This window comes from Streptomyces sp. NPDC059256, assembly GCF_042753785.1.
Lineage (GTDB): Bacteria > Actinomycetota > Actinomycetes > Streptomycetales > Streptomycetaceae > Streptomyces.
The window spans coordinates 25,273-48,798 of record NZ_JBHYZO010000013.1 but is presented as its reverse complement, the minus strand read 5'-3'; the positions used below and the strand labels follow the sequence as shown (position 1 = coordinate 48,798).

Below are 23,526 nucleotides of genomic sequence, written 5' to 3'. Positions count from 1 at the left end.
GTACCCGGGCTCCTGACAGGAACTCCCGTCAGGAACGTCGACCGGAATGCGGAGGAATCGTCGCCGAGGCGCCCGCGGAGCCGGGGCAGCACTCCCAGGCGTGGCGCGCTCGCCAGACCGGCCAGTTCGCCCACCGCCGCGCAGACAGCAGCGGCCGTGGCTCATTCCCGGTTCGCATCCCATGACAAGCGAGGCAGACGGGTCGTACCGTGCCCGCCGACGATCCGACCGGCCCGGTGGCCACCACGAAGGACACCTCAACGGGTCCGCCCAGTGGATCGTCTGAGGGGGAATGAGCAGGGCCGACAGCCCGTTGGGCAACACATGACCTCATACGTTGCCCTGCACAACGGCCGCCCCGCGAGCGCCGAGGACCTGGTGCCGCTCGCCTTCGCTGGCTATGCCCACTTCACGGCCTTCCAGGTCCGAGGAGGCCAGGTCCGCGGCCTCGATCTCCATCTCGATCGACTGCGATCGGCATCGGTGGAACTGTTCGGCCGTGCCCTTCCCGACGACCGCGTACGAGCACACCTACGCACGGCGATCGAAACCGGTCCCGCAGACCTCTCGGTGGTCGCCACGGTGTACTCACCAGCGGGGGAGTTCACCGTGGCGGGGGACGACGTCGAGCCCGAGGTGTTGGTCCGAACCGCGCCACCGGCATCCGGGCCCGAGGGGCCGTTGGCATTGAGCACCGTCGCCCATGAGCGGGTCGTCCCCGCGGTGAAACACGTCGGCGAGTTGGCCAAGACCTACTACCTGAGGCAGGCCGTCGAACAGGGCTTCGACGACGTGGCCTTCACCGACCGCCGAGGACGGCTGAGCGAGGCGTCGATCTGGAATCTGGCCTTCTGGGACGGCTCGGCCGTGGTGTGGCCCGTGGCCGACATGCTCGGTGGCACGACGATGGGCATCGTGCGCAGGCAGTTGGAACACCTGGGCGTACCCCAACGCGACCAGGAGGTCACCGCCGAAGATCTGCCCTCCCTGGCCGGCGCCGTCGTGATGAACTCATGGACACCGGGTGTTGCGGTGCACCGGATAGGTGCCACCCCGTTGCCGGAGACGACACTCTTCAAGGAACTGCTGCACCGCGCCTACCGGGCGGAACCACTCGTATCCGTGTGAGACCGGGCGGTACTCCACCACCATCCAGGGGTAAACGGTGGAGTCGATCGCCGTGCCTCACCCCTGGATTCCGCACGGCCGGGCAACCGCACTGAGACCTGCGAGCGCTGAGCAACAGCCCCTGAACTGCGGGCTTGAGGCGATGGGGGGACTGGAGATCGAACGTGTTCGATCTTGCGCTAGCGTCCCCCGCATGATGAGTCGAACATGGGCCGCCGCGGCTGTCGCTCTGCTCAGCGTCGCAGGCGCAGCCCCCACTGCCGCTCACGCCTTAGCCCCCTCTGCCAACGACCACTGGCAGTCCGTTGGCACCGGGATGACCGGAGGCGTCAGTGGACTCGCAGTGATCGAGAACGGTACGAGCACCGAAGGGGCCCTCGACCTCGTGATGGTGCGGGACAACAAGAATCCCGGTGAGAATCGGATTGCCACCGTGCAGTACCGACCAGCCAGCCCTCCCGTGGTCAGGGAGCTTCCCTGGCGGGGAATGGACGAGCCGAGGGACCTCGAAGCAATCGACGCCGTGCCCGGACAGCCGGGCGACTTCGTGGCCCTCTCCAGCGACGGCACTGCCTACCACCTCACTCTCGACCCCCACGCGGCCATGGTGTGGGGTAGCTCGCCCGTTCCCGGCCGCGCACCGGGAGACAACTACGAGAGCTTTGCCCTGACACGCCAGCACGGCCGAACCGTCGCGGTGTGGTCGACCCGCGGTTCGAGTGACGCCCAACCCGCTCAGGTGCGCGCCGCGGTCTACGACCCCAACAGCGGAGTGTTCGGTGCGGCGTCCGGACCGGTCGCCTTCAGTGTGCCCGACCCCTTGCCGGTGGACGGGCAAGAGGTACGGCATGCCAGCGACATCAAGATCCACGACGATGGAACGGTGTTGCTGACTGCGGCCTCGGACCCGAACATCAACTCCGGACCGTTCGCCTCGGCTGTCTATCGCGCGGGCAGGGTGACGGTCGATTCCGCTGGCCGCATCGGCGTGAGTCTGAAGTCCAAAGGACAACTCGTGCCCCTCGCAACCTTCAACAAGGAAGTGGACAACCGCAAGATCGAAGCGGTGGCCTGTTCCAGCAACTCCAGCGTGGGCATCGTGGGCACGGACGACGAGGAGCAGGGCGGCTCGCTGCTGCCACTCGACATCTGTCCCCAGCCCAACGCCTGATCGAGCAGTCCTGGCTGCACATGGTCGTGTTGAACGTGCTTTCTGACGACCCCCGCGGTCTACGAAGCTGAGCCCCCGGGTGTTGTCCGTGCGTCCCCCGTCCCCCACGAAGGAGCGGGCGGGCAACACCGCGGGTCACTTCCACTGCCCAGGCAGCGGTCATGTAGCGCCGTTGCTGGAAGCGGAGTCATGGGAAGGGGCAGTCGGCCCCGTGGACGTTGTCGGGTAGAAGCGGCGGGCCCAGTGCCTGAAGGGACCGATCGGGCCGTCGCCGTGAGCGAGACGCGGCGGCTGCCGATACTCCTTGGTGTGCCAGATGGGGAAGTCTGCCGCAGTGAACTCGCAACTGGCGCGGAAGATGAGGCGGTTCAGCAACCGTGAGGCCGTCCGGCTCACCGTGCGCGCGAGCGGCCCAGGCAGTGCGGCCGGCTCGGCGAACGACAACCTGTTCAACTGCCGGAACTGCATGCGGCGCGGCCCGATCGCCGTCGGCATCACCATCGTGCACATGCGTAATCCGATCCGAGGCGTGTGCACGTCGGCATGGAGGCACCCCAAGCCGTAGCCGTCCACCTTCACGTCCACGGTGAAGTCCCCCAACAGGGGAGCCGACTCATGAGCCCGCAGGGACACGTGGAACGCAGCCTCGTCATAGACGACGTCCCCACCTACCTCGGCCTTCTTCCAGCCATGGAGCGTGGCGAAGTGCCCGACGTCCACCGAGTTCTCGATCACCTCCTGCACATGCCCGGCGAGTTCCCATGCGATGTGCCGGGCGGGTAGATGTCCGATGACATGCCACTCGGGGATGGACCAATCAGGAGCGCGTCCGTCGTGGTGACGCCAGACGAACACGGCGCCGTTGACCTCGCACACGGATAGTTGCTCCAGGCGCGAGCGCGGCGGCACAGTGCCGTACCCCGTCCGTACACAGGTTCCATCCGGGCCGAACGCGAAGAAGTGGAAGGGGCAGACCAGATCGTCCCCGTCGACCCTTGCCAGTCCCAGATGGGCACCGAGATGCGGACAGTAGGGGCGAACGGCCCGAACCGGCCCCCGGGGCAGTCGATAGAGGACCACGTCCTGCCCGGCTAGGGGTCTGGTGAGAACCACTCCCGGTCGCAGTTCACTGGAGAACGCCAGAGCGGACCACCCGCTCGGATACGGCAGCGTGGAGACGCCCGCCATATCGGCCGGAGTAGGCCCTTCCGTGATCTTCAGCCCGTATTCGCGTGAAAATCCCATCATCTCCCCCTAGCGGATTCGACTAGGAGAAGGCTGCCCACACAGATCGGACGGTGCCCTCACATACCGCACATCACCCGAACGAGTAGCCCGATGTGACGGATCACCTCGGTGGGTGTTCGGTCCGAAGGGTCCCGGGTTCGGCCGGGGAAGCGCGGTCGCAACACGGTGGAGGTCGCAAAAGGGGGCGAAAGAACGTGGGCCGTGATGGCCTCAGCCCCGTCGTGCGGCCTCACGCCGTTGCCGCTTGCCCAAGGGGGCCTGGGAGAGGTCCTCCCCCTGCGCTCTCAGATTCTTGTAGCCGTAGCCGCGCTCGTCCAGCCACGCCCAGGCAACGGTCTCCGCGCGTTCCACGGCCGCCACGATGTCCTCCTCACGCTCTCCCGTGTCCTGGAACCGGAAGGTGAAAGCGGTGCGGACAGCGATGTCGTAGCTGAGATGTCCTTCCGGGGTGAAGGCCGCACGCAAGACGCTGTGCTCGCTCGCTCGATCGAGGAGTGCGGTGCGCTGAGCTGCGTCGAGATCACAGAAGACGCCGCGCACGGTCACGCGGAACACACGAGTGGTCATTTCGGCACGCTACCGCGGAGGCGGAACGACGCTCCATCGAGTTTCCTGGGCCGCGCCAGCCAGACGCCCGGGAACGCCCTTCTCGATGGGGGGCGCCCTCACACTGGCCTCTGCTGAGGCACGGGCTGAAGCACACCCGGGGGATTTCGAAGACACGACCTACGACACGGCGATGGCGCGGCTGGGGAGAGGGCTGGAGTACACGACGCTGGTGGTCACGGACCCTAGACTCGCGATGCGCCCCGTGGTCGATTCCAGATGGCGCATGGAACGAGCGAGGACCTTGAGTACGAAGCAGTCCTCGCCGGTCACATGATGGGCTTCCAGGATCTCTGGGGTGGTCGCGAGCAGGTCATGGAACGGTTTGTAGTTGCCCGTCGGGTAGCGAAGGCGGACGAAGGCCAGGATGCCGAGTCCCAGTCGTTCCGGGTCCACCACGGCCGAGTAGCCGCTGATCACGCCGCTCTCCTCCAGTCGCCGTACCCGTTCGGTGACGGCACTCGCCGACATGGAGACCGACCGCGCCAGGTCCGCATAGCTGGCCCGCCCATCCTGTTGCAGGGCCTCCAGAATGCGCATATCGGTTTCATCAAGGGAATCATCGGCCATGGCCAACTTCTACCATGAATTTCCTGGCCCATTGATGGGAAGACCGATGATCATCGGTTCCGGTGCAGAAGACGGGCCCGTAGCGTCGTGCACATGACCGAAACCGCTCCAAGTCCAGTGCTCCGCACGCCTTTTGCGGCACCCTCCGAAGCCGCTGCCTACTTCGCCGCGCGCCTTGCGTTCCAGACGGACGTCGCCGATGTCCACGCCTCGATGCAATCGGCCGACGTCGGATTCGTGCTGGTCGACTCACGAGGGGCCGCCGGTTGGCAGCAGGGGCATGTTCCGGGCGCCGTCCACCTGCCCACCGCGGACATCCCCACCCGCGCCGCTGAAGTGCTGGACCCCGCGCTCCTCGTCGTCACCTACTGCTGGGGCCCTGGTTGCGACGGTGCCACTCGCTCAGCGCTCGCCCTTGCGCAACTCGGATATCGGGTCAAGGAGATGATCGGGGGCATTGAGTACTGGATCCGAGAGGGTTTCCCGGTCGCCGGCGCCACCGGTACCGAGCAGCGGGCGCCCGATCCCTTGACATCGCCGATCAACGCTGCATCCTGCTCGTGCTGAGGTACGGAGGTGGGTCCGGTCCCAGCCTGCGCGAGGGTGTGTACCCGTACGGTCAGGATGATCAAATAGGGGATGACCTCGTTCTGGACCAGTAATCGGATACGTCTACGGGGCATAGAGCCCGACGACTGGGCGGCGTTCATGCGTATCGCCGTGGACGAGGAGCGGTTGGGAGACCTGGTCCAACCACCTCGTCCCGCCGAGAGCTACCGTGTCTGGGCGCAGGAGCAGGCCGCTGCCGCCAACAAGGGAGACCGTTTCCAGCTGGCCGTCGAAGCCGTGGACACGGGCGAAGTGATCGGCGCCGTCGGCTCGCACCATGCCGACCCGCATGCGGGATGGTTCGAGTACGGCGTCTCGATCGGAGCCGGCCACCGCCGCAAGGGGTATGCCGCAGAAGCCGCGGTTCTGTTGATGCGATTCATGTTCGCCGAGCGGCGCTATCACAAGTGCCAAGCGAGGATCTTCGCAGACAACGAGGCGTCATTGGCGTTTCAGCGGCGGCTCGGCTTCGTCGAGGAGGGGCGACTTCGCGATCAGGTGTTCTTCGCGGGTCGGCACCACGATCTCGTCATGATGGGACTGCTCGTCGACGAGTTCGACCGGATGCACTCACTGCGGAACCCATGACCTCGACACCCCGTCGCTCGCCCTGACACCTCACAGGGCCCACCAGCAGTACAGACGATGACCGGTCGATCGGGCGCGACCGGCCAGAGCCGACAACAGAACCAGTGCCTCGACTGCGCTTTCGGCATCGGCTCCGGATGCTTGAAGCTCGTCGGTCTCGGACCAAGGCCCTGCGGCCTCGACAAGAGCGTCGGGGGTCGCGGATGCCAGCGCCTCCTGCACGGTGTCGGACACGCTCATGATGAATGCGCTCTCCGAATCCGGGGACGACAGCAGTTGTCCCACGCGTGGACGTTGGCTTGCTTCGTCGTAGGTGCAGTTGGTCAAGATTGCTTCGAGTTGGGCCATCACGACGACCGGATCGAGGCCCTTCAAGGCCACCACATCGAAATGTGAGGTGCTCGGTCCGCCGAATTGGTCGAGAACACCGATGGCCGCGTCATCGTCGGACGCCGAAAAGTACTCACACATCACCATGCCGAGATCCTCTCACCGAGGGCTGACAACGCGCCGTTGGGGAAGTCGCAGCCAGTAACCAGTAACCAGCGCACCCAGTCGTTCCCTGGCCAGGCAGGCAGGCAGCCCTCCCACCCTTCGCTCCCATCGTCTGGGAGACCGTCGATCGCGGCCAGCGTCCGCGCGAGGGATTAGGTCGCGTTCCGGCAGCGGTCGCTCCGCACCGGCGCATAGGATCGCCGGTATGGCACTGCGACCCGTCCAGGTGAACATCAAAGCTCTTGATCACTCGGCAGTCGGTCGGTTCTGGGCGGAGGCGCTCGGCTGGAGCGTCTACAGCGGGGGATCCGGAGAGACGACCTATGTCGGACCCGCCGGCGGCCTCGTCTGGCCGGACCCGGTCGCCGTCGGCGTCGACGTCGTCGCGGTCTCCGACCCCAAGACACCGACCAAGAACCGTGTGCACATCGATCTCGCCACCACCTCCGCGGCCCATCAGACGGAGTTGGTCGCGCATCTCCGAGCTCTCGGTGCCACGCCCGCTCATGTGGGCCAGGGCGATGTGCCGTGGACGGTCCTCGCCGACCCGGAGGGCAACGAGTTCTGCGTGCTGGAGCCTCGGGAGGTCTACCGGGACACCGGGCCGATCGCCGCGGTGGTGGTGGACTGTGCGGATCCGCGGGCCATGGCCCACTTCTGGGGCGAGGCCATGGACTGGTCCCTGCACGAGGCGTCCGACGACCATGCGGTGTTTCGCTCCCCCGAGGATGTCGGGCCCTATCTTGAGTTCCTCCGCACACCCGACGTGAAGACCGTGCCGGACCGCGTCCATCTCGATCTGCTGCCGCACCCCGGTGGTGACACCGCGGCGGAGGTGCATCGGTTGAGGGCCCTCGGCGCCATCGATCTCGACCTCGGCCAGGGGGACGTTCCATGGACGTGCCTGACCGACCCGGAGGGCCATGAGTTCTGTGTCCTCGCCGCGTCCTGACCCGCGACCTGTGTGACGGCTCGCCACGGACGGGACCGACCGTACGCAACTTCGGGTGGAACCGAACCCGACCAGGGCAGCCGCCCGGCCGTCTCGTAGAGCCCGTGTTGATGACCTTTGCCCGAGAGCCGGACGGTCGCCGTGCCCACCTGCTAGGAAGAGAAGGTCTGGTGCACACCGATCGAGAGGCCCGCCATGTCGGACGAGTTACTCCTCCAGAAGATCAGCCACGGCTTCGACCATCTCGACCGTGACGGTGACGACCGGCTCACGGAGCACGACCACATCCTGATGGGGAAGTCCGTCGCGGCTTCCCTCGGGCACGCCGAGGGTTCTCAGGCCGAGGAGCGCGTGGTCGCCGCGTACTTGGCGATCTGGCACAACTTGCATCTACCGCATCTGCCGCCTGGAGCGGATGCACTGAGCCGTGCGGAGTTCATCGCGTCCACTCGGACGTTGGCCGACGACCCGGCCGCTGCGACGGCGACCCTCGGTGCTCTGGCGGAGGCGTTCTTGGCGGTGGCCGACACGGATGGTGACGAGACGGTCGACGAGGAGGAGTTCTTCGCCTTCCAGCACGGACACTTCCCCAACCTGACCCGGCAGGCGGCGGCCGTGGCATTCCGATACCTCGACCGCGACGGGGACGGCAGGCTGTCCCGGGATGAGTTCGTCTCTGGAGTCATCGAATTCTGGACGAGCCGTGATCCGCAGGCGCCCGGCACTTGGTGGACCGGGACGATCGACTTCGCCCCGATCTGATCCCACCGGAATCGGACGGTACGGAGAGCGGCCCCCGCGTGCGTCGTTCGGCTCCGCCAGGCACGGTGCTCCGCCGGACATGCTGCTCCGACCGTGCTTCTGCTCGGACCGTGCTTCTGCTCGGACCGTGCTTCTGCTCGGACCGTGCTTCTGCTCGGACCGTACTCCTGCTTGGGCCGATCCAGTTCATGAACGATGTCTGCTGGGGGACCCCGGCCTACCAACGGAGCCGCCCGCGACGACGGCCTCCCACCGTTCCCAGTGGGAGGCCGTCGTCGTCTTCACTCCTGGGGCTGAAGGAGCTCCGTCGTGCTCTGTTGTGTCACGGCTGCGAGGAGCCGGTCGATGCGCAGGGCCGCGGTGGTGGGGTCGGTGCCGGTCACCGCGATCATGCCCCAGCGCTCCGGTACACAGGCGACCGCCCTGGCCAGACATCCTGGCGATGCCATCGCGGCGACGTCCGCCTCCAGTTGTGTGAGCGTTTGATCGGCCGATGGTCTGAACACTCGCGTCGCCGCATACCGTTCGTCGGTGCCGTGGCGGCGTGCGGTGTCCTGAAACGCTCGGAGGTACTCGGCTCCGTGTGAGGAGAGGTTGAAGTCGATCGCACCCACCAGCAGTTGGTCACCGAACCGGCCGCCCAATCGGCCGACGGCGAAGTCGATACCACCCGTGGCCAGTCCTTCATGGCTGCCGTCCAGCACGCTCTGCGGCCCGAGGAAGGCCGCCCTGATCGCTTCCAACGCCGCGCGGATGGTCCGGTACGCCCCTTCGGGCAGACCGAGGGACTTCCAGGCCCCTTCATCGACGTAGCTGTTGCCCATCCACGAGTACCCGTCCAGGACCTGGAGGGTGACGCCGTCGGCGACGCGGCCGTAGCGGAAGTGGCCCGAAGGGATGACCGGCAGTGCCGTGTCGCCCAATCGGACGGAGAGGAAGTCGACCCATGCCTCCAACAGATAGTCATCGCCGAGCGGATGGGCGGCCCGTGCCTCCGCCTCCAGTCGTTCGACATCGGTGAGGTCCAGATTGCCGATGATCCGGGCTCCGTCCCCCGCCTCGCTCGGTTTGAGTGCTGCCCTGCGCAGTTCGTAGCGGGTACGAAGGAGCTCAGCGGCCTCCAGGACACCGGCGACGAACCCCTCCTCGTCGACGCCGGTGCGCGGCACCGTGTACCCGGGGAGTACGGGTAGTTCGAGACCGAGCCGTACATGGGCCTCGCTCAGATGTTGTTCGGCTTCGAGGAGGGCGCCGGCAGGCAGTCCGTCCGCGTCGAGGGTCCGAGCGGCTTCGACGGTGGGATGGAGGTGGCGCTTGCGGTTCCACCGGGTGGCGACGGCCGGGCTGTTCGCGTCGGTGAGCAAGTGGGGGAGCCCGGTCCTGCGGCGCAGCCACAACAGGAAGATCTGCATCTCCACATCGAGTGCGTACAACCGGATCAGGGCGTCGGGGCGTGCGCTCAGCCAGCTGATGAGCTGGCCGAGCGGGGTGTCGTCGCCCCTCTCGTGGGCGTCGGCCAAGAGCAGGAGTGCGTGGGAGAGGTAGTAGTGGTCCCGATCGCCCACGTCCACGGCGGGAACCCCCAGGCGGCCGACGGCCTCCGCCCATGGCGCGGTCCTGCCGACGGAGAGGTCCGCCGCTGCTCCGAGGAAGACCGATCGGGCCTCCACATAGGTCGCCACATCGTGTGGGACGCGGTTCGTCCGGAGCGCTGCCAGATCGCCGGCCAGCGCCCGTAGCGTGGGGGTCGCGGAGTGCAGGAGCAGCGCGGGACGGTCCCCGGTGGAGTCGGCGTAGTACGGGGACAACTCGTTCCGCGCCAACTCCGCGACGGCCGTGTGTTCCACGCCCAGGAGCCTTTGGGCCAGTTCGGCGATCTGTGCCTCGTCGAGGACGCGATGGCCGGTGAAGAAGCCCTCCCAACGAACGTCGCTGCCGTCCCGTGATCTGTGTGTGGATGGTGGGACGGGAGTAAGCACGGGGGGCTCCTTCGCTGGCGGGTTGATACCGCTAGGACGTGAGACCGGCCTTGAAGACGACCGTCACATACGGTAGGTCAAACTCCTGTTGCCCGGCGAGGTCCGGGTGCGTGGCGGCGAGTTGCCTGATCTGTTGCGTCAGCTCCTCCTGACGCTCGGCCGAGGCGTTCAGATAGTAGGAACGCGAGGTGATGAGCCCGATGAGGGTGTCCACTGTCTGGGGCGAGGCGTGCTCGAAGTACCCGCGCTCGATGGGGCTGAACTCGGGGCCGAAGCTCGGATCCATCAGCCAGCCGGACAGCCGGGCCGGGTCGTTTGCCCGCAGTGCGGCGAGAGTGCCGTGCAGCAGGATCGCCGCGGAGGTCTCCGGGTCCGTTCCGGTGTCCTCGTCGGCGAGGATCCGCGAGAGCTCCGCCGACCAGGGGACCTCTTCGTCGCGGAGGTTCCACAACGCTGCGAGGGTTCCTCCCGGGCGGAGCACCCGGGCCATCTCGGCATGCGCCGAATCGGGGTCGAACCAGTGGTACGCATGGCTGACCAGGACCGCATCGACGCTGTCGTCCGCCAGGGGGATGGCTTCGGCGCTGCCACCCAGCACCGTCGCCGACGGCGCGGAGTCGCTGATCACCTTGCGCATCTCGTCGTCCGGTTCGACGGCGGTCACCTGGTGGCCGTCTGCGAGCAGGGCCCGGGTGAGGATGCCCGTCCCGGCGCCGAGGTCGAGCACCGTCTGTGGTTTCTCGCCCAGGACCCACCGGAAGCTCGATACCGGGTAGTGGGGGCGCGTCCTGTCGTACTGCTCGGCGCCCCGGCCGAAGGAGGAGCCGCGCTTGTGCCAGTTGTCCGTATCGGTCATGGGATGCCTCTTCCTCATCGCTGGCGATAGAACATGCGGAGCCGATCGGGGTGGTAGCGGATGTGGGTGGGGTGGGGCTCACCGCGCAGGGCGGCAGCGACGGCGTCGGCGGCCACGGGGGCTTGGGCGAACCCTCCGGTGTTGTGACCGCCGGTCACCACCACCAGACCACCGTGAGCATTCGGTGCGATCTCCAGGACCGGCAGGCTGGACGCGGTCCAGGGGCGTACGCAGTGCCTTCTGCTCTGCTTCAGCAGCCCGGTCCTGCGCGCCTCCTCGTACGCCTCGGGAAAGAACAACGCAGCTGTGTCCTCGACCGCCAGGTGAAGGGCTTCGAGTTGGATGGGGTCGATGTGCGCGGGATCCGCTCCCGTCCATCCGTAGCCCGAACCCACCACGAGCAGCGGTTCGCCGTCGGGTCCGGTGGTGACGGTCACATTGGAGTCCTCCGCGAGGTGGCCGGATCTGCTGATCTTCACCGAGTTGATCAGTTGCGGCGCCAGGTTCGGCAGCGTGAGCCAGACGCCGATCACTCCGTGGATGAGTCCATGGGTGGCGGTGCCGCGGAGGAGTTCGCCGCCGTGAGCTCCGGGCGAGAGCACGTAGTGGTCACGGCGCACGACCTCCCCTTGACAACGCAGACCGTCCGGGAGGCCGTTCGCATGGGTCCGCAGACCCTCGACGGGCGTCTCCCAATGGAACACGGCGCCCGCCTCCTCCAACAGGTCGGTCAGCCGTGTGAGGAAGTCATGGATCTGGACGGTGAAGCCGACCACTTCCATGCCGCCGGCCAGGGCGCCCGCGGTGTGGGCGCCGGTCAGCGCCGGATGCCGCTTGGCCACCTCTGCCGGGGAGAGCACCGTACGGACGGCTCCGAGCGCCCATTGCCGCGCGGTCTGGGCGGACAGCCGGACGGGGTCGCTGTAGAGCCGCAGGATGCCGTCGCGCAGGCCGACGTCCCGGGAGAGCGTCGGCTCCGCGGTGAACAGCTCCTCCCAGGACCTCCGGGCGAACTGGTTGAAGAGAAGTACGTCGTCGGTGTAAGCGTGGGCGAGCCAGGGAGGAATGCCCGTACTGTCGTGCACCCAGTCCAACTCCTCCGGCCGCAGCGCGGACGGTTCCGCCAGGCACCAGCCGTTGTCCACCAGCGGTCTGAGGTAGGGGACCGGCCCGGTCCGAGGATTCCCGTGGTACCCGTCGGTCTCGGTGAGGGTGAACATACGACCGTCCCCGCCACCACGGCTGGTTCCGTAGACCGTCCAGTGGGCGTCCGCCCTGGGGTCCGGTGCACGGTCGTACACGGTGACCTCGTGCCCGGCTCGTACCAGCCGCAGGGCAGTGATCAGGTTCACCACTCCCGCACCCACCAGGGCTACCGAGCCACGGAGGGGGCGAACCGCCGAGAGCCGGGCGGCGAGGGCGGGTGCCGTGACGGCGGTGAGCCAGAGGCGTTCCGCGAGTGCCAGGGCCCGGGCGTACACGGCGCGTTCCGTGCCGTGCGGGTCCTTGAGCCGGTGAACCGTCAGCCGTGGACATCCCGTGTCGTGCGTGGCCTGCTCGCTCTGCTCCCGTGCGTGCTCGTCATCGGCGTCGATGAGTACGACCAGGAGCGGCGCATCGGCGTCGGTCGCTTCGTACCAGGCCGCCGCTTCGGACGGATCGAGCATGGTGCGCGTCAGGAGCACGTCCGGGCGATGGCTGGCGAGCACAGCGGCTCGTGCACCGTGCCGCCCGGCTGCCAGTTCGGGGTGGTGGAGCAGTCCCGGTCCGTGGAGGAAGGGCAGGACGTCGGCGGGCGGCGAGTGGTCCAGAAGTGTCAACAACAGCCGCTCCCGATGGTGTGGGGGCGAAACGGGGGCGTCCTGGCGGCCCCTGTCCCGTAGCGCCGTGCGCGTGCGGGCTGGCATGCCGGAGGAGCTCGGCATCTTGGTCTGCTGTCGGTGTCTGTCCGGACCCGGGTGCGAGGAAACGGCGACATTCGGCCCAACGACTGACGGGTTCGGGTCATGGACCGATCAGGATGCATGGATCGATCGGGATGAACGCTGTCGCCACAGGTGTGTCGCGTGCTGCGTCCGACCCCAAGGAATGTCCCCGTAGTCCCGCCGGCGGGCGTTCGACGACAGCTACGGCACGTCACTACCAGAGGACGTCATGCGGATGGTGTAGGTGGGTGCACGAGCGACGACGCCCTGCCCGGGGTTCTCCGCTGGATGCGTTGTCGGCTGCGCGGATTCCTCATGGTGATCCTTCCCGTTCCGCTGGGACGATTGCACCTCCGGGCAACCATGCAAGACCAACCGGGATGAGGAAAGGGAGCGTTCCGGCCGTACCCACAGTGGCCGGATCGAGTGCCCGTGGACGACTCGCCATCAGGAGCGCGGCCGAAATCCCCCGACGACGTACCGGCATATGCCTGATGTCCATGGCGCCGGTGCTCCACCGATCACGAGTGCCCTTTGCTGCAGACTGACCGGAAAGTGAGGGCGCGCCGATGCGGTGCGCCCCCTTGTCCGACCACCCTTCTGGAGCCCGCGGCATGGCGATGGAGCACGGACACCGCATCCGAGGGGTACCGAAGTGTGTTCCGGGGGTACCGAGTTGTGTTACTGCTCTGCGGTCGGCTCCGATCCGGTCGCGGCACAACGGCTGCCGTGCGGGGGGACCTTGAGCTCCAGGAGGTCGTCGTCCACGGACCTGCGCGTGCAGGTGTTGCGGTTGTAGACGCTGTGGCCCGATCCCTCATAGGTGAGCAGGGCGGTTGTCCGGCGGTTCCGCCGGTGGGCATCGGCGGCCCATGCGTGGTTGTTCGCCGGGTCGTGCAGTGCATGGGACATCAGGATGGTGGGCGCGTCGGTGATGCGCAGTCGGTGCTGTGGGTTGTTCACCTCGCCCGGCCAGCCGATGCAGCCCGCTACCGCGGTGTGCACACGAGGAGAGCCGCGCATGTGCGGAGCCGCCCGAAGTTCGGCGTCGGTCAGTTCGGCGTCGGTCAGTTTGGCGTACTCGCGGTAGCCGTTCGCCCGGATGTGAAAGTCCTGGCAGAACACGGCGTGGAACGGTGTGGGGTCCGTCGGCTCCGTCGCCCTTCCTCGCGCGTCAGGAACGGGGGGACGCCCGGACGAGCTGGGCGAGATGCACGGCGGCGTCCTGGAGGGGGGTGTCGTCGGCGGTCACACGGCTCAGCAGTTCGGCGCCCTCCAATGTACTGATGACCGTTCCGGCGAGAGAGCGGGCCGCGGACGGGGCGATGCCACTGCTCTCCAGCTTGGCGGTCACGAGGCCCTGCCAGTGGGTGAGCGCCTGGATGGCTGCTTCCTGAAGGCCGGGGACGCGGCCGACGGTCTCCAGGGCGGTGACGGCCACGGGGCAGCCGTCCGCCCACTCGGACTGCTTGAGGCTGTCGGCGATGATCAGGGCACACGCTGCCGTGGCCTCGGCGGGGTCAGCAGACGAAGAGAGCCCTTCCGTGAGCAGTTCGGCGAACTCCTGCGCGCCATGGCGCATCGCCTCGATCGCCAGCTGTTGCTTGCCGCCGGGGAAGAAGTGGTAGACGGAGCTCGGTGAGGCCGCTGCGGCGGCGGCGATGCTCTTGACCGAGGTGCTCTCGTATCCCTGCTGCTGGAGCAGCCCCGCGGTGGCGAGGATGATCCTGCGGCGGGTGTCCGCCTCGGAGCGTTCGGCAGGTCGTGGTCTCGATTCCCTGGCGTTCATATCGCTCACCCTACCTGGTTGGAACGTTCGATCCAATGTGCTTATAGTCTGGACTGAACGTTCCAACCAGAAGGATGGATAGAGACCGATGACCACCACCACACCGGCACACTCATGGGCGGATCACCCCGGATACGGGCGCATGTTCGCCCCTGGAGAGCTGACCCTGGGCCTGTTCCTGCCCGTTCGTCCGTACGCGGGGGACATGACGGCAATGCGTGGTCACACCGCAGTCGTGCAACAGGCCGACCGCGCGGGTTTTGCGGCTGCCTGGGTGCGTGACGTACCCCTGGCCGATCCCGCCTTCGGCGACGTCGGGCAGGTGTACGACCCATGGACGGCCCTGACCTGGCTTGCGGCGCACACCTCCCGGATCGCCCTCGCGACCGGCAGCGTCATCTTCCCCCTTCGCCATCCGATCGATCTGGCCAAGCAGGCGGCATCGCTCGATCACCTCAGCGGTGGGCGACTCGTGCTCGGTGTGGCCTCCGGGGACCGCCCGACCGAGTTCCCGGCGTACGGCATCGATCACGGCACGCGCGGGGCGCGGTACCGGGAGACGGTCGATGCCTTCCGCGATCTGCTCGGCTCCGACGGGCCCAAGAAGCGAGCCCATGGAGCGGACCTACTGCCGAAGCCCGTGCACGGACGAATCCCCCTGTTGGTCACCGGCTCCTCCCAGCAGTCCCCCGACTGGATAGCGAAGAACGCGGACGGTTGGCTCGTCTACCCGATGGCGACCGCCACCGAGGAGGGCCCCCGCGCACTGGGACACAAGATCGCCACCTGGCGGAACCTGCTGCCCGAAGGTGAGTTCCGCCCCGTCGCCACCAATGAGTGGATCGATCTCGTGGAGGACCCCGGTCACCCCCCGACTCCGCTGCGCGGCGGCTTCGTCCTGCGCACGGGTACAGAAGGACTCCTCGAACTCCTCGGCCGCTGGAAGGAGGCCGGGGTCAACCACGGTGCCCTCGGCGTCCAGCACGGCAGACGGCCGGCCGCCGAGGTGGTGGCACAGCTAGGCGAAGAGGTCGTACCGCACTTTCCCGCGCTCGCCGGGCCCGCACCGCTGGCGCCCTCATGGTGACCCCGTCGCCGCCGCGGAGCCAGCCATCCGGAACTCCCGCTGAGCACTTCCAGAACGCCATGCGCCTCTGGGCGACCGGAGTCGCCGTCGTCACCACCGACGGCCCCGACGGGCCACATGGAATCACCGTGAACTCCCTGCTCTCCGTATCGCTCGCTCCGCCCACCCTGCTGATCTCCCTGAAGCGGGGCAGCCGCACCCAACGGATCCTCGTCGAGCACACCGACGGCTTCACGGTGAACGTCCTCGCCGGTGAACAGCGCTCCCTGGCGGATCGTTTCACCAGATGCCGCGCCATGGGGGAGTCCCAGTTCGCCGGCCTCGAACACCGCATGTCCGCCCATGGTGGGGGACCGGAGTTGGAGGACAGCCTCGCCGCGCTGACGTGCCGTACGACCGAACGCATCGACGTCGCCGACCACACACTGATCATCGCCTCGGTCACCGATGTCCGGCTGCCTGCCGAAACCCGTACGCACAGCCCGCTGATCTACACGGGCCGCCGCTACCACACCCTCCCTGCCTCCCGGAGCCAGCCCAATGATGGAAGGGCACCCGCACCTGCCCGGCCCTAAGGCGAGCCCCTCCGCGCTGACGATCACAGCCACGGCGCGATCGCCGACCGGCGATCGCGCCGAGCAGCCGTGGCGCCCGATGTACTCGTTGTCCAGGAAGGTGGTGTGCCGGAGGGTGGTGTGTCACCGTCGACGCATTTCGAGTACGACTGGCTGCCCGTCGTCCGTGATGAACCTTGGCCTGCGCCCCGCCGAGACCGGTTCGGTCGGTCATGGGCGAGCGTCAAATCCCTGGTCACCCGAGCGCACGGTAGCGACATGGCCTAAAACCACCTACTTCGAGATGAGCGTCCGTACTCATGTCCGAGCGCCCCAGGGGGTCCACGGTGGGGGGAGAGACCACCCACACACCAACCCGAAGGGCCCCGCGATGCCGAACGACTCCCGTCCGCGACGCCTCCCGCGTCTGCGGACACTCCTTGTGCTCGCTACGGACAACTGGCCCGCACGCGGATACCTTGCGCTGGTCGCGGCAGCCCTGGGATTCTTCCTGTATGCCGCGTACATCGCGCAGGATGCGGGCTTCGCCGGTATCTGGCCGCTCATGGCGACGATGCCGCTCGGGCTCCTCGTGTTCCTGGTTCCGTCACCCGAGTGGGACTCCCCGCTCGCCTGGCTGACCCCGTTGATCTTCTCCGCCGGTTTCGCTCTGTCCGGGCTCGTCAACGCCGCCATGATCGGTCTTCTCGCACGGCTGGTGCGGGTGGGGCAGCCGCGCCCGGTCGACTGAGGTGTACGCGGATCGACCTGACCGGTTCGGGGCAGGCTGACTCATCACCCGTGCCGTCCTCGCGGGTGAAAGCATTCGTCGCTGATCCCACGGGCGTCGATCCGGGCCTAGCCCTTCTCCGCGGCAGGGCGGGTGGCGTTCTGTTTGAGCACCATCCGGGCACTGACCAACTCGGGTCCGCGCAGTGTCTGCCAGTAGGGGTGCGTCGATACGGCGGCAGACAGCTCAAGGAGCAGACCGCGCAGCCGCTTCTCCTCCTCCTTCTGTTGCTCGGTGTAGCCGGGGCTGTCCGGTAGGCCGGGCCTTCGGTCGCTGTGGAGCTGCTTGTCGCCTTCCCAGCCCGGTGCGGGCTCGACCGACCACGGCAGTTCGCGGCACAGGGCCGCATAGGCGGCCCGGGTCCGGTGGAGCCGCAGCTGCGCATCACGAAGATCGTGGGGGAAGTCGTATTCGGCCATGGCTGAAATGATACGCCTGTTCGAATATCGAGGGCGGTCTGACCTCCCGCTGCCGTCCCGTTCCACGCTCGTCGCCAGCCGGTGATCGCCTGGCAGCCAGTCCCCGCCGCCGCCACCCGCCCCCGCCGAGCGCCGAGCGGGAACGGGCCGTACGGCGTATGGCCTCGCCCAGCGGCAAGCGAAAACCGCCCTCAGGGCGCGCAGGGCGACGATCGTGTGGTGGGGGCGACCGAACTCGCGAGAGGCGGCGGTTACAGGTTTCCCCGACGCCCCGTGCAGTCGGTGAACCGGGACATCAGTGTCGTTGCCCTCAGCTAGCCTCACCGCATGCCTCTCACTGTTGATCAATTGACCGGATACGTGGACCGAGATCTGAACGGCGACCTCGCGCGCTGGTTTCCCACCGCGCCGCGGGTCGACATCCCTGTGTCGACCCGCCCGGTCGAACCATTCCTCGGCAAGCTCCCTCCCGACGCCGCAACTGCGTTGGCCGGCTTCGACCGCAGGGTCCGCTCGGGGTCCTTGCCGCAGTGCCTCGACATATACGACTGGTCCTACGCCTTCGACTTCGAAGCCAACGGCTGCCAGATCCTCGACTCCGACTATGAGACGGAGCTGTCCGACGACGATGTGTGGTCCATCGGCGCCGACGGAGGAGGCAACTACTACGTCGTGCTCGCCAACGGCCGGGTCGCGGTGTGGTTCCACGAAGAGGAGGTCATCGAGGCCAACACGCAGTTCGACAACCTCGACGTCTTCCTGTGGTCGATCGTCCGGTACCACGCCGTACGTGCCGGCGTCCTCGACCTGGCAGCGGTCGAGGCGGACTTCCGTGCCCTCGGCCAGCCCGGAGTCCTGGCACCGGAGATCGGGCTTCTCGCTCTCATGTCCTGATATCCGGGGCCCCGGATATCAGGACATGAGGTGTGGCCGGCGTCCGGTGACCCGGCCGCGAGCCCACCATGTGTCGGCCCGCACCAGAGAAATGAGCGGGCCCGAGGTACGAGAGTTTCAGGATGCAGGGGGTGCGCGTGTCGGGGACGGGATCACCGGCCCCGATCTCGCGTTTCAGCGCTGGGTGGCAAGGCCCGAGCGGTCAGTCACCCGTTGAACTGCTCTGTGATGCAGGCTGACGGGTTAGCCGTCCTCGCTGGGGTTCCTGTTCAGGCCGCGACTCCGGTTCTTCCCAGAACCGCGCACCAATTCGCCTGCGGTGAGTGTCACGCTCGCCACGACACGGACCCAGCGGGGCCCGCCCCGCTCCGCCCACACCACACAGACGCACCCGGCGACGACGAGCGCCAAGATGCCCAGCAGAGCCAGAACGATCATGTTCTCCCACTTCCCCGCGTCCATCCATTCGGTCCTGTTGATCATCTCAGACCCGCAGTTCCCTCAACAGGACCATCGGTGCGGGGAGAAGGCCCTACGCGATGGTCCGTCCCGCCTCGGGTCGGAACTACCTGGATCGCTCTGTCAACGCCGGGGGGAGACGCACGTCACATTCGCCGCTGTCACATCCTGCCGAGCTGTTCCGTCAGAGAGGTGTAACCACCCACAACGGCATAGGAGTGCACCATGGAAGCCCGCTTGAACCTCCTCGGCAACCCGGTCGCAGCCAAGGCCCTCAGGCACGTCATCTCTGCGGGAAAGGTGGTGTCGGACTCGACACTGCCCGCCGCCACGCAGGAGTTGGTGAAGATCCGCGCCAGCCAGATCAACGGCTGTGGCTTCTGCACAGACATGCACACCAAGGAGGCCGTGCACGCCGGCGAGACCTCGACCCGCCTCCATCTGATCGCGGCCTGGCGGGAGGCTACGGTCTTCACCGATGCCGAACGTGCTGCACTGGAGTTGACGGAGCAGGGCACGCGCATTGCCGACGCAGCCGGAGGCGTCACGGATGAGGCATGGGAGAACGCAGCCAAGCACTACGACGAGGACCAACTCTCGGCCCTCGTGTCCCTCATCGCCCTGATCAATGCTTTCAACCGGGTGAACGTCATCATTCAACAGCCGGCAGGCGACTACCAGGTCGGCCAGTTCGGATAGCGAGAAGCGGGGCCCGCACCGAAGGTTCCTTCTGCCACTAGCACCCGGGCGCCCCTCAGAGGGGCGCCCGGGTGTGTGGTCCTTGAGCCACTCGGCCGGCTCGCTGATCCACGCCGGTCCTCCAAGAGCAACGGCCGGACGCTCGCTGCTCTGCGGAGACCGCCGTCGGGGAACTCCACTATGGAGACGGCCGCGTCGTTGGTACGTGGACCATTTCGGCGATCCTCTCGTGCGCCAACGCCACCGCAGCGGCGACCGAGACCGGCTTGACCGACCAGGTGTGTTTCCGGGGCGCCGATGTGGTCAGTCTTCCTTACCCGGACGCCAGTTTCGATGTGGTGCTGCTGATGGAGTCCGCGTGCCGAATGCCGGATCGATGTGCAGGAGCTGGTGTGGACGAGTTGGTGTCGGCCGGTGCCGAACGGGGCAGGGCTGAGGAGGACACCGGTGGGGGATGATGAGACTCGGGTCGGGTGCGCTGTTCGTCTTCTGCTTTCTTGATGTCTTCGTCGTGCTCTCGATGCTGGATGTCGTCAACGACGCCTGGCCGGCCGCCTTCGTCGGCAGCCTCATCGCCTTTGCGGTGGGACTGTGCGCGCCTACGGTCCATTCGTTCGTCATGCGCAGGACCCAGTAGTCAGGTCCTTCCCATGACGGTTCCGTCCAGCGATGAGTGATGCCCACGGGGAACGCTCGGCCTCGCTCATCGAGGGCGGTATGAAGTGACCCGGCAGGGGCGGGTTGCCTCCTCGTGGGCAGGGTCATGCTCACCGCGATGGCGAGGCCCGTCGTTTGCAGTACGTTCCGCGATCCCCCGACCCGGCCAGTCGGCCGGTCAGCGGAGCGCTGGCAGGCTGCCGCACCCGGGGCCTTCCACCAGTGGGGAGGCGAAGACCGCGCCGACGAGTGCGACGATCGGGGCGCGACTGGGCGACGGGGCGCCCTGCACGTCTGGTCTCCGGTATGCGGGAGCTGTTGGATCCGACCGGAACTGAGAGATGGCGGAGCTATGGGGACCGCCTGCCGGGGCGAGCGGATGGGGATCCACGGGTTCACGCGATGCGTCCCCCCGCCAGGAGGCTGTGACGACTCGGTCCCAACAGTCAGTTCATCTGCCTGGCGCAACCCGCCTGGCGGGACGAGCGGGTGGTTCACCACGACTTGGGCGCACAGTCGGCCGCGCCTCCCCGCTCCTGCGTTCCGGGTGAGCCAACATGAGCCCCCGATGCTCTCGTCGGCCCCTTCCTGCCGATATGCCGGAGCGCGACGGAGACGGTCGAAGAGAGCGGAGGCGTCGATGTGTTGAATGCATGGCCGCCGATTCTGTTGCTCCTCGGGGTGGCCCTGGCGGGGCTGGTGGCGGTCTACGCACTGTCGATGTGGCTCGCACCCACCCGCTCCACCCTGGACGCACACCCGTTCAGCGGAGGCTTCCCACCGGAACAGCACGCCGTCTCACGGTTCCATGTGCGCTGGTACCCCATCACCATGATCTTCCTCGCCTTCGACATGGAGATGCTCTTCATGTACCCGTGGGTGAAGGTCGTGTCGGAAGTCGGTGTCGCCGCGGTCATCGAGATGTTCCTGTTCCTCGCGATCCTGTTCGCCGGTGTCCTGTACGCGGGGCGCGAGGGGGCGTTCCGGTGGACCTGAGAAGCCGACTGCGGCGCACGGCGGTGAAGCGCCCTGCGGTTCTGCTGGCGGTACTGCCCGGAGCGACGGAACTGCGCCTCGAAGTCGAGTCGGAGCTGCGTCGACGGGGTTGGGACATCGCGGACGCTCCGGCGACCGCGAACGTGTTGCTCGTCTGCGGCAGCCCCTTCGCGGATGCGGACCGGCAACTGGACGCCGTGCAAAGGACCATGCCGCACTCCGCGGTTCGCGTCGTCGTATCGCGCCCGGGGCACGCGGCACAGGCACTGGACGCGGGTCTCGCCCGGCTCCAAACGGGCGTAGCTGCCCAGTTTGACGCCACGTCCGGGCACGGAGACGCAGGCGATGTAGCGGACCAGTCGCCTCCCGGCGGTGGATCCGCGCCCGCTGGTCACGAGCACGAGCACGAGCACGAGCACGAGCACAAGGACAAGGACAAGGACAAACACGAACACGGACACAAACATGCAGGGCACCATCCGCCGGGGCAGCCCGACATCGAGGAAGAAGGCCACACCGAACACAACGCGCACGGTGGCCATGATCACGCGCACATGATGTCAATGGTGGCCGGCCTACCGATGGCCGATCGGGCGGACGACCGGGACGGGCTCCGACTGGACCAACTGCGCCTGCCCATTGGGCCCTTGCTGACCGACTGGCCCACCGGCCTGATCCTGCACTGCGCACTGCAGGGCGACATCGTGCAGGAGGTCCGCGTGGATCGCCTCCCTTCACCACCGGACAGCACGTCCTTCTGGAACGAACCGTGGCTGCGGGCTTCTCGTGGTGAGCCGGTCACCCTCGGCACCGGGGCGCGCCGGAGTTGTGCGGCACATTTGGACAGCCTCGGCCGGTTGCTCGCACTCGCAGGCTGGGCAGATCCGGCAGCGCGGCTGAGGCGACTACGGGACGAGGTCCTGGCTGGTGCGCCCGCCGCGCACTGCAGAGAGCGGCTACAAGCCCTGGTGGGCCGGATCCAACGCTCGCGCACCCTGCGTTGGAGCCTCGCCGGTCTGGGGCGACTGCCTGCCGAGCGGGCACGGCAATGGGGGGTGACCGGTCCCGCGCTGGTGGCCGACGGCGATGTCCACGACCGGCTTCTGGTGTGGTTGGGGGAGGCCGACCGGGCGGCCCGGGACTTCGACGACGTACGACTGATGCAGGCCGGACAGTTGATGGGCCCTCGGGGCACGGTCGGGGGGACCGGGCATCCTTCGCAGGCCCTTCTCGACGTCCTTCCCGAGTTGTTGACCGGTGTCGAGTTCACCTGTGCACGACTCGTCGTGTCGAGTTTGGACCCTGATCTGGACGAGCCCGTCGCCGTACCGGTCATGGGCGGTGCGCATGTTTGATGCCGCACCCCTGTGGGCGACGGTGATCCTGCCGGTGGCCCTGGTGCTCGCCGCGGCCGTCACGGCCGGATTCGACGCCGTGCTGTCCGCATCAGCCGCGCGGGGCCGCTCGGGGTCGATGCGCGAGATGGGCAGACGAGCGGCGGCACCACTGCGCGAGGTGTTGCGGCTGCTCGTGCAACAACCGCGAAGGACCGTAGCGGCCGACACCGCGCTGGGCCGGACCGGAGTGCTACTGGTGCCCGTGGCAGCCGTACTGGCGGGGGCCGTACTGCCGCTGGGATTCCGTTCGGTCAGCGATCCCGCCGTCGGCATCGTGTGGTTCAACGCCATGGAGGCATTGGCCTGGGCCGCGGTGTGGTTGACCGGTTGGGGCCCCAACTCGGCCCTGTCGCTCATCGGCGGCTACCGGTTCCTGGCACAGGGCCTGGCGTACGAACTACCCCATATGTTTGCCATCACCACCGCGGCCCTGGGCGCCGAATCACTTCGGGTCGGGGACGTGGTGGCGGCTCAGGACGGGCTGTGGTTCGCGGTGTGGATGCCGGTCGCGTTCATCGTCTATCTGCTCAGCGCGATGGCCATGTCCTTCTGGGGGCCGTTCGACCATCCCCTGGGCCGCGATGCCGCCGGCGGGGCTGCTGCGGAGCTCTCGGGTGTCGACCGACTGGTCTTCCTGGGCGGCCGATGGCTGCTCATGGTGGTGACCGCGGGTGTCAGCGTGCCGCTGTTCCTCGGCGGTGGTCACGGTCCCCTCCTGCCCGCCTGGGCGTGGACGCTGCTCAAGACCGCACTGGTCCTGGCGGCCCTGGTGGCCGGTCGCAGGCTCCTGCCCACCCTACGGATGGAGCGCTACACGGAGTTCGCCTGGCTGGTCCTGGTACCGGCGACGCTGTTGCAGGCACTCGTCGTCGCCGTCGTCGTACTGAATCGCTGAG

27 protein-coding genes are annotated in these 23,526 nt (G+C 67.5%); 16 read left to right on the top strand and 11 right to left on the bottom strand.

Translation table 11 applies throughout. The annotated features are described in order from the left end of the window. Nucleotides 1-324 precede the first annotated feature (324 nt). Together ACFXJL_RS24670 and ACFXJL_RS24665 are read left to right on the top strand one after the other, a co-directional pair. Nucleotides 325-1,128 carry an aminotransferase class IV family protein gene (locus ACFXJL_RS24670; RefSeq protein WP_384695699.1) on the top strand — a complete coding sequence of 268 codons (804 nt, stop codon included), beginning with the start codon at nt 325-327 and terminating at the stop codon, nt 1,126-1,128. 193 nt (nt 1,129-1,321) lie between these two features. Continuing rightward, complete coding sequence (locus ACFXJL_RS24665; RefSeq protein ID WP_358882086.1) at nt 1,322-2,299, top strand: hypothetical protein; 978 nt, start codon at nt 1,322-1,324, stop codon at nt 2,297-2,299. 159 nt (nt 2,300-2,458) lie between these two features. Here the strand turns inward: ACFXJL_RS24665 and ACFXJL_RS24660 are convergent, their stop codons facing one another. The 3 genes from ACFXJL_RS24660 to ACFXJL_RS24650 form a co-directional block, all read right to left on the bottom strand. After that, nucleotides 2,459-3,544 (bottom strand): Rieske 2Fe-2S domain-containing protein, encoded by a 1,086-nt coding sequence (locus tag ACFXJL_RS24660; protein WP_384695695.1) that lies wholly within the window; start codon nt 3,542-3,544, stop codon nt 2,459-2,461. Between the two features lie 213 nt (nt 3,545-3,757). After that, a complete protein-coding gene (locus ACFXJL_RS24655) occupies nt 3,758-4,114 on the bottom strand; it encodes a DUF6204 family protein (RefSeq protein WP_384695692.1) in 357 nt (118 codons plus the stop codon). Nucleotides 4,115-4,273: 159 nt separating this feature from the next. Further along, nucleotides 4,274-4,723, bottom strand: coding sequence for an Lrp/AsnC family transcriptional regulator (locus ACFXJL_RS24650; protein ID WP_329026950.1), 450 nt, complete (start codon nt 4,721-4,723; stop codon nt 4,274-4,276). 93 nt (nt 4,724-4,816) lie between these two features. On the opposite strand from ACFXJL_RS24650, the gene ACFXJL_RS24645 reads away from it, so the two are divergent. Together ACFXJL_RS24645 and ACFXJL_RS24640 are read left to right on the top strand one after the other, a co-directional pair. Then, nucleotides 4,817-5,290, top strand: coding sequence for a rhodanese-like domain-containing protein (locus ACFXJL_RS24645; RefSeq protein ID WP_384695689.1), 474 nt, complete (start codon nt 4,817-4,819; stop codon nt 5,288-5,290). Nucleotides 5,291-5,362: 72 nt separating this feature from the next. After that, nucleotides 5,363-5,920: a GNAT family N-acetyltransferase gene (locus ACFXJL_RS24640; protein WP_384695686.1), complete on the top strand. Its 558-nt coding sequence runs from the start codon at nt 5,363-5,365 to the stop codon at nt 5,918-5,920. A 30-nt stretch (nt 5,921-5,950) separates the two neighbouring features. Here ACFXJL_RS24640 and ACFXJL_RS24635 read toward each other — a convergent pair whose 3' ends face one another. After that, nucleotides 5,951-6,397: a hypothetical protein gene (locus ACFXJL_RS24635; protein ID WP_358882091.1), complete on the bottom strand. Its 447-nt coding sequence runs from the start codon at nt 6,395-6,397 to the stop codon at nt 5,951-5,953. Between the two features lie 223 nt (nt 6,398-6,620). Here ACFXJL_RS24635 and ACFXJL_RS24630 point away from each other — a divergent pair, with 223 nt between their 5' ends. Both ACFXJL_RS24630 and ACFXJL_RS24625 read left to right on the top strand, forming a co-directional pair. Beyond that, nucleotides 6,621-7,367 carry a VOC family protein gene (locus tag ACFXJL_RS24630; RefSeq protein WP_384643975.1) on the top strand — a complete coding sequence of 249 codons (747 nt, stop codon included), beginning with the start codon at nt 6,621-6,623 and terminating at the stop codon, nt 7,365-7,367. Between the two features lie 195 nt (nt 7,368-7,562). Further along, nucleotides 7,563-8,129 carry an EF-hand domain-containing protein gene (locus ACFXJL_RS24625; RefSeq protein ID WP_358882093.1) on the top strand — a complete coding sequence of 189 codons (567 nt, stop codon included), beginning with the start codon at nt 7,563-7,565 and terminating at the stop codon, nt 8,127-8,129. Nucleotides 8,130-8,410: 281 nt separating this feature from the next. On the opposite strand, the gene ACFXJL_RS24620 is transcribed toward ACFXJL_RS24625, so the two are convergent. The 5 genes from ACFXJL_RS24620 to ACFXJL_RS24600 all read right to left on the bottom strand — a co-directional run bounded on the left by ACFXJL_RS24620 (nt 8,411) and on the right by ACFXJL_RS24600 (nt 14,678). Continuing rightward, nucleotides 8,411-10,108 (bottom strand): hypothetical protein, encoded by a 1,698-nt coding sequence (locus tag ACFXJL_RS24620; protein WP_384695681.1) that lies wholly within the window; start codon nt 10,106-10,108, stop codon nt 8,411-8,413. 31 nt (nt 10,109-10,139) lie between these two features. Then, complete coding sequence (locus ACFXJL_RS24615; RefSeq protein ID WP_384695678.1) at nt 10,140-10,964, bottom strand: class I SAM-dependent methyltransferase; 825 nt, start codon at nt 10,962-10,964, stop codon at nt 10,140-10,142. Between the two features lie 14 nt (nt 10,965-10,978). Then, complete coding sequence (locus ACFXJL_RS24610) at nt 10,979-12,787, bottom strand: NAD(P)/FAD-dependent oxidoreductase (protein ID WP_384695676.1); 1,809 nt, start codon at nt 12,785-12,787, stop codon at nt 10,979-10,981. A gap of 783 nt (nt 12,788-13,570) precedes the next feature. Further along, on the bottom strand, nt 13,571-14,014 hold the full coding sequence (locus ACFXJL_RS24605) for an alpha/beta hydrolase (protein WP_384695673.1): 444 nt from the start codon (nt 14,012-14,014) through the stop codon (nt 13,571-13,573). Nucleotides 14,015-14,063: 49 nt separating this feature from the next. Beyond that, nucleotides 14,064-14,678, bottom strand: coding sequence for a TetR/AcrR family transcriptional regulator (locus ACFXJL_RS24600; protein WP_384695670.1), 615 nt, complete (start codon nt 14,676-14,678; stop codon nt 14,064-14,066). Nucleotides 14,679-14,766: 88 nt separating this feature from the next. Between ACFXJL_RS24600 and ACFXJL_RS24595 the strand changes: the two genes are divergently transcribed. The 3 genes from ACFXJL_RS24595 (at nt 14,767) to ACFXJL_RS24585 (ending at nt 17,070) form a co-directional block, all read left to right on the top strand. Next, a complete protein-coding gene (locus ACFXJL_RS24595) occupies nt 14,767-15,765 on the top strand; it encodes an LLM class oxidoreductase (protein WP_384695667.1) in 999 nt (332 codons plus the stop codon). Nucleotides 15,766-15,824: 59 nt separating this feature from the next. After that, nucleotides 15,825-16,340 (top strand): flavin reductase family protein, encoded by a 516-nt coding sequence (locus tag ACFXJL_RS24590; RefSeq protein ID WP_384695664.1) that lies wholly within the window; start codon nt 15,825-15,827, stop codon nt 16,338-16,340. Between the two features lie 370 nt (nt 16,341-16,710). Next, nucleotides 16,711-17,070 (top strand): SCO4225 family membrane protein, encoded by a 360-nt coding sequence (locus ACFXJL_RS24585; protein ID WP_358880672.1) that lies wholly within the window; start codon nt 16,711-16,713, stop codon nt 17,068-17,070. Between the two features lie 107 nt (nt 17,071-17,177). Here ACFXJL_RS24585 and ACFXJL_RS24580 read toward each other — a convergent pair whose 3' ends face one another. Next, nucleotides 17,178-17,528: a hypothetical protein gene (locus ACFXJL_RS24580; RefSeq protein WP_384695661.1), complete on the bottom strand. Its 351-nt coding sequence runs from the start codon at nt 17,526-17,528 to the stop codon at nt 17,178-17,180. 327 nt (nt 17,529-17,855) lie between these two features. On the opposite strand from ACFXJL_RS24580, the gene ACFXJL_RS24575 reads away from it, so the two are divergent. Continuing rightward, complete coding sequence (locus ACFXJL_RS24575) at nt 17,856-18,422, top strand: hypothetical protein (protein WP_358880674.1); 567 nt, start codon at nt 17,856-17,858, stop codon at nt 18,420-18,422. A gap of 243 nt (nt 18,423-18,665) precedes the next feature. Here the strand turns inward: ACFXJL_RS24575 and ACFXJL_RS24570 are convergent, their stop codons facing one another. Next, nucleotides 18,666-18,905 (bottom strand): hypothetical protein, encoded by a 240-nt coding sequence (locus ACFXJL_RS24570; protein ID WP_384695658.1) that lies wholly within the window; start codon nt 18,903-18,905, stop codon nt 18,666-18,668. A gap of 201 nt (nt 18,906-19,106) precedes the next feature. Between ACFXJL_RS24570 and ACFXJL_RS24565 the strand changes: the two genes are divergently transcribed. From ACFXJL_RS24565 to ACFXJL_RS24540, 6 genes are all read left to right on the top strand, one after another. Next, nucleotides 19,107-19,580 carry a carboxymuconolactone decarboxylase family protein gene (locus ACFXJL_RS24565; RefSeq protein WP_358880675.1) on the top strand — a complete coding sequence of 158 codons (474 nt, stop codon included), beginning with the start codon at nt 19,107-19,109 and terminating at the stop codon, nt 19,578-19,580. A 212-nt stretch (nt 19,581-19,792) separates the two neighbouring features. Further along, nucleotides 19,793-20,038 carry a methyltransferase domain-containing protein gene (locus ACFXJL_RS24560; RefSeq protein ID WP_384695872.1) on the top strand — a complete coding sequence of 82 codons (246 nt, stop codon included), beginning with the start codon at nt 19,793-19,795 and terminating at the stop codon, nt 20,036-20,038. After that, nucleotides 20,035-20,217 carry a hypothetical protein gene (locus ACFXJL_RS24555; protein ID WP_384695655.1) on the top strand — a complete coding sequence of 61 codons (183 nt, stop codon included), beginning with the start codon at nt 20,035-20,037 and terminating at the stop codon, nt 20,215-20,217. Before ACFXJL_RS24560 ends, ACFXJL_RS24555 begins: the two co-directional genes overlap by 4 nt. Nucleotides 20,218-20,882: 665 nt before the next feature. Further along, a complete protein-coding gene (locus ACFXJL_RS24550) occupies nt 20,883-21,233 on the top strand; it encodes an NADH-quinone oxidoreductase subunit A (protein ID WP_384644522.1) in 351 nt (116 codons plus the stop codon). After that, complete coding sequence (locus ACFXJL_RS24545; RefSeq protein ID WP_384695653.1) at nt 21,224-22,588, top strand: hypothetical protein; 1,365 nt, start codon at nt 21,224-21,226, stop codon at nt 22,586-22,588. The genes ACFXJL_RS24550 and ACFXJL_RS24545 overlap by 10 nt, the downstream gene beginning before the upstream one ends. Next, entirely contained in the window at nt 22,581-23,525 is a 945-nt protein-coding gene (locus tag ACFXJL_RS24540) for a complex I subunit 1 family protein (RefSeq protein WP_384695650.1), read from the top strand. The genes ACFXJL_RS24545 and ACFXJL_RS24540 overlap by 8 nt, the downstream gene beginning before the upstream one ends. Nucleotide 23,526 lies beyond the last annotated feature (1 nt).

What these genes read in the sequence shown, in the direction of transcription:
- ACFXJL_RS24670 (WP_384695699.1), top strand. Translation starts at nt 325, where the DNA reads ATGACCTCATACGTTGCCCTGCACAACGGCCGCCCCGCGAGCGCCGAG.
- ACFXJL_RS24665 (WP_358882086.1), top strand. Translation starts at nt 1,322, where the DNA reads ATGATGAGTCGAACATGGGCCGCCGCGGCTGTCGCTCTGCTCAGCGTC.
- ACFXJL_RS24660 (WP_384695695.1), bottom strand. Translation starts at nt 3,544, where the DNA reads ATGGGATTTTCACGCGAATACGGGCTGAAGATCACGGAAGGGCCTACT.
- ACFXJL_RS24655 (WP_384695692.1), bottom strand. Translation starts at nt 4,114, where the DNA reads ATGACCACTCGTGTGTTCCGCGTGACCGTGCGCGGCGTCTTCTGTGAT.
- ACFXJL_RS24650 (WP_329026950.1), bottom strand. Translation starts at nt 4,723, where the DNA reads ATGGCCGATGATTCCCTTGATGAAACCGATATGCGCATTCTGGAGGCC.
- ACFXJL_RS24645 (WP_384695689.1), top strand. Translation starts at nt 4,817, where the DNA reads ATGACCGAAACCGCTCCAAGTCCAGTGCTCCGCACGCCTTTTGCGGCA.
- ACFXJL_RS24640 (WP_384695686.1), top strand. Translation starts at nt 5,363, where the DNA reads ATGACCTCGTTCTGGACCAGTAATCGGATACGTCTACGGGGCATAGAG.
- ACFXJL_RS24635 (WP_358882091.1), bottom strand. Translation starts at nt 6,397, where the DNA reads ATGGTGATGTGTGAGTACTTTTCGGCGTCCGACGATGACGCGGCCATC.
- ACFXJL_RS24630 (WP_384643975.1), top strand. Translation starts at nt 6,621, where the DNA reads ATGGCACTGCGACCCGTCCAGGTGAACATCAAAGCTCTTGATCACTCG.
- ACFXJL_RS24625 (WP_358882093.1), top strand. Translation starts at nt 7,563, where the DNA reads ATGTCGGACGAGTTACTCCTCCAGAAGATCAGCCACGGCTTCGACCAT.
- ACFXJL_RS24615 (WP_384695678.1), bottom strand. Translation starts at nt 10,964, where the DNA reads ATGACCGATACGGACAACTGGCACAAGCGCGGCTCCTCCTTCGGCCGG.
- ACFXJL_RS24600 (WP_384695670.1), bottom strand. Translation starts at nt 14,678, where the DNA reads ATGAACGCCAGGGAATCGAGACCACGACCTGCCGAACGCTCCGAGGCG.
- ACFXJL_RS24595 (WP_384695667.1), top strand. Translation starts at nt 14,767, where the DNA reads ATGACCACCACCACACCGGCACACTCATGGGCGGATCACCCCGGATAC.
- ACFXJL_RS24590 (WP_384695664.1), top strand. Translation starts at nt 15,825, where the DNA reads ATGCGCCTCTGGGCGACCGGAGTCGCCGTCGTCACCACCGACGGCCCC.
- ACFXJL_RS24585 (WP_358880672.1), top strand. Translation starts at nt 16,711, where the DNA reads ATGCCGAACGACTCCCGTCCGCGACGCCTCCCGCGTCTGCGGACACTC.
- ACFXJL_RS24580 (WP_384695661.1), bottom strand. Translation starts at nt 17,528, where the DNA reads ATGGCCGAATACGACTTCCCCCACGATCTTCGTGATGCGCAGCTGCGG.
- ACFXJL_RS24575 (WP_358880674.1), top strand. Translation starts at nt 17,856, where the DNA reads ATGCCTCTCACTGTTGATCAATTGACCGGATACGTGGACCGAGATCTG.
- ACFXJL_RS24570 (WP_384695658.1), bottom strand. Translation starts at nt 18,905, where the DNA reads ATGATCAACAGGACCGAATGGATGGACGCGGGGAAGTGGGAGAACATG.
- ACFXJL_RS24565 (WP_358880675.1), top strand. Translation starts at nt 19,107, where the DNA reads ATGGAAGCCCGCTTGAACCTCCTCGGCAACCCGGTCGCAGCCAAGGCC.
- ACFXJL_RS24555 (WP_384695655.1), top strand. Translation starts at nt 20,035, where the DNA reads ATGATGAGACTCGGGTCGGGTGCGCTGTTCGTCTTCTGCTTTCTTGAT.
- ACFXJL_RS24540 (WP_384695650.1), top strand. Translation starts at nt 22,581, where the DNA reads ATGTTTGATGCCGCACCCCTGTGGGCGACGGTGATCCTGCCGGTGGCC.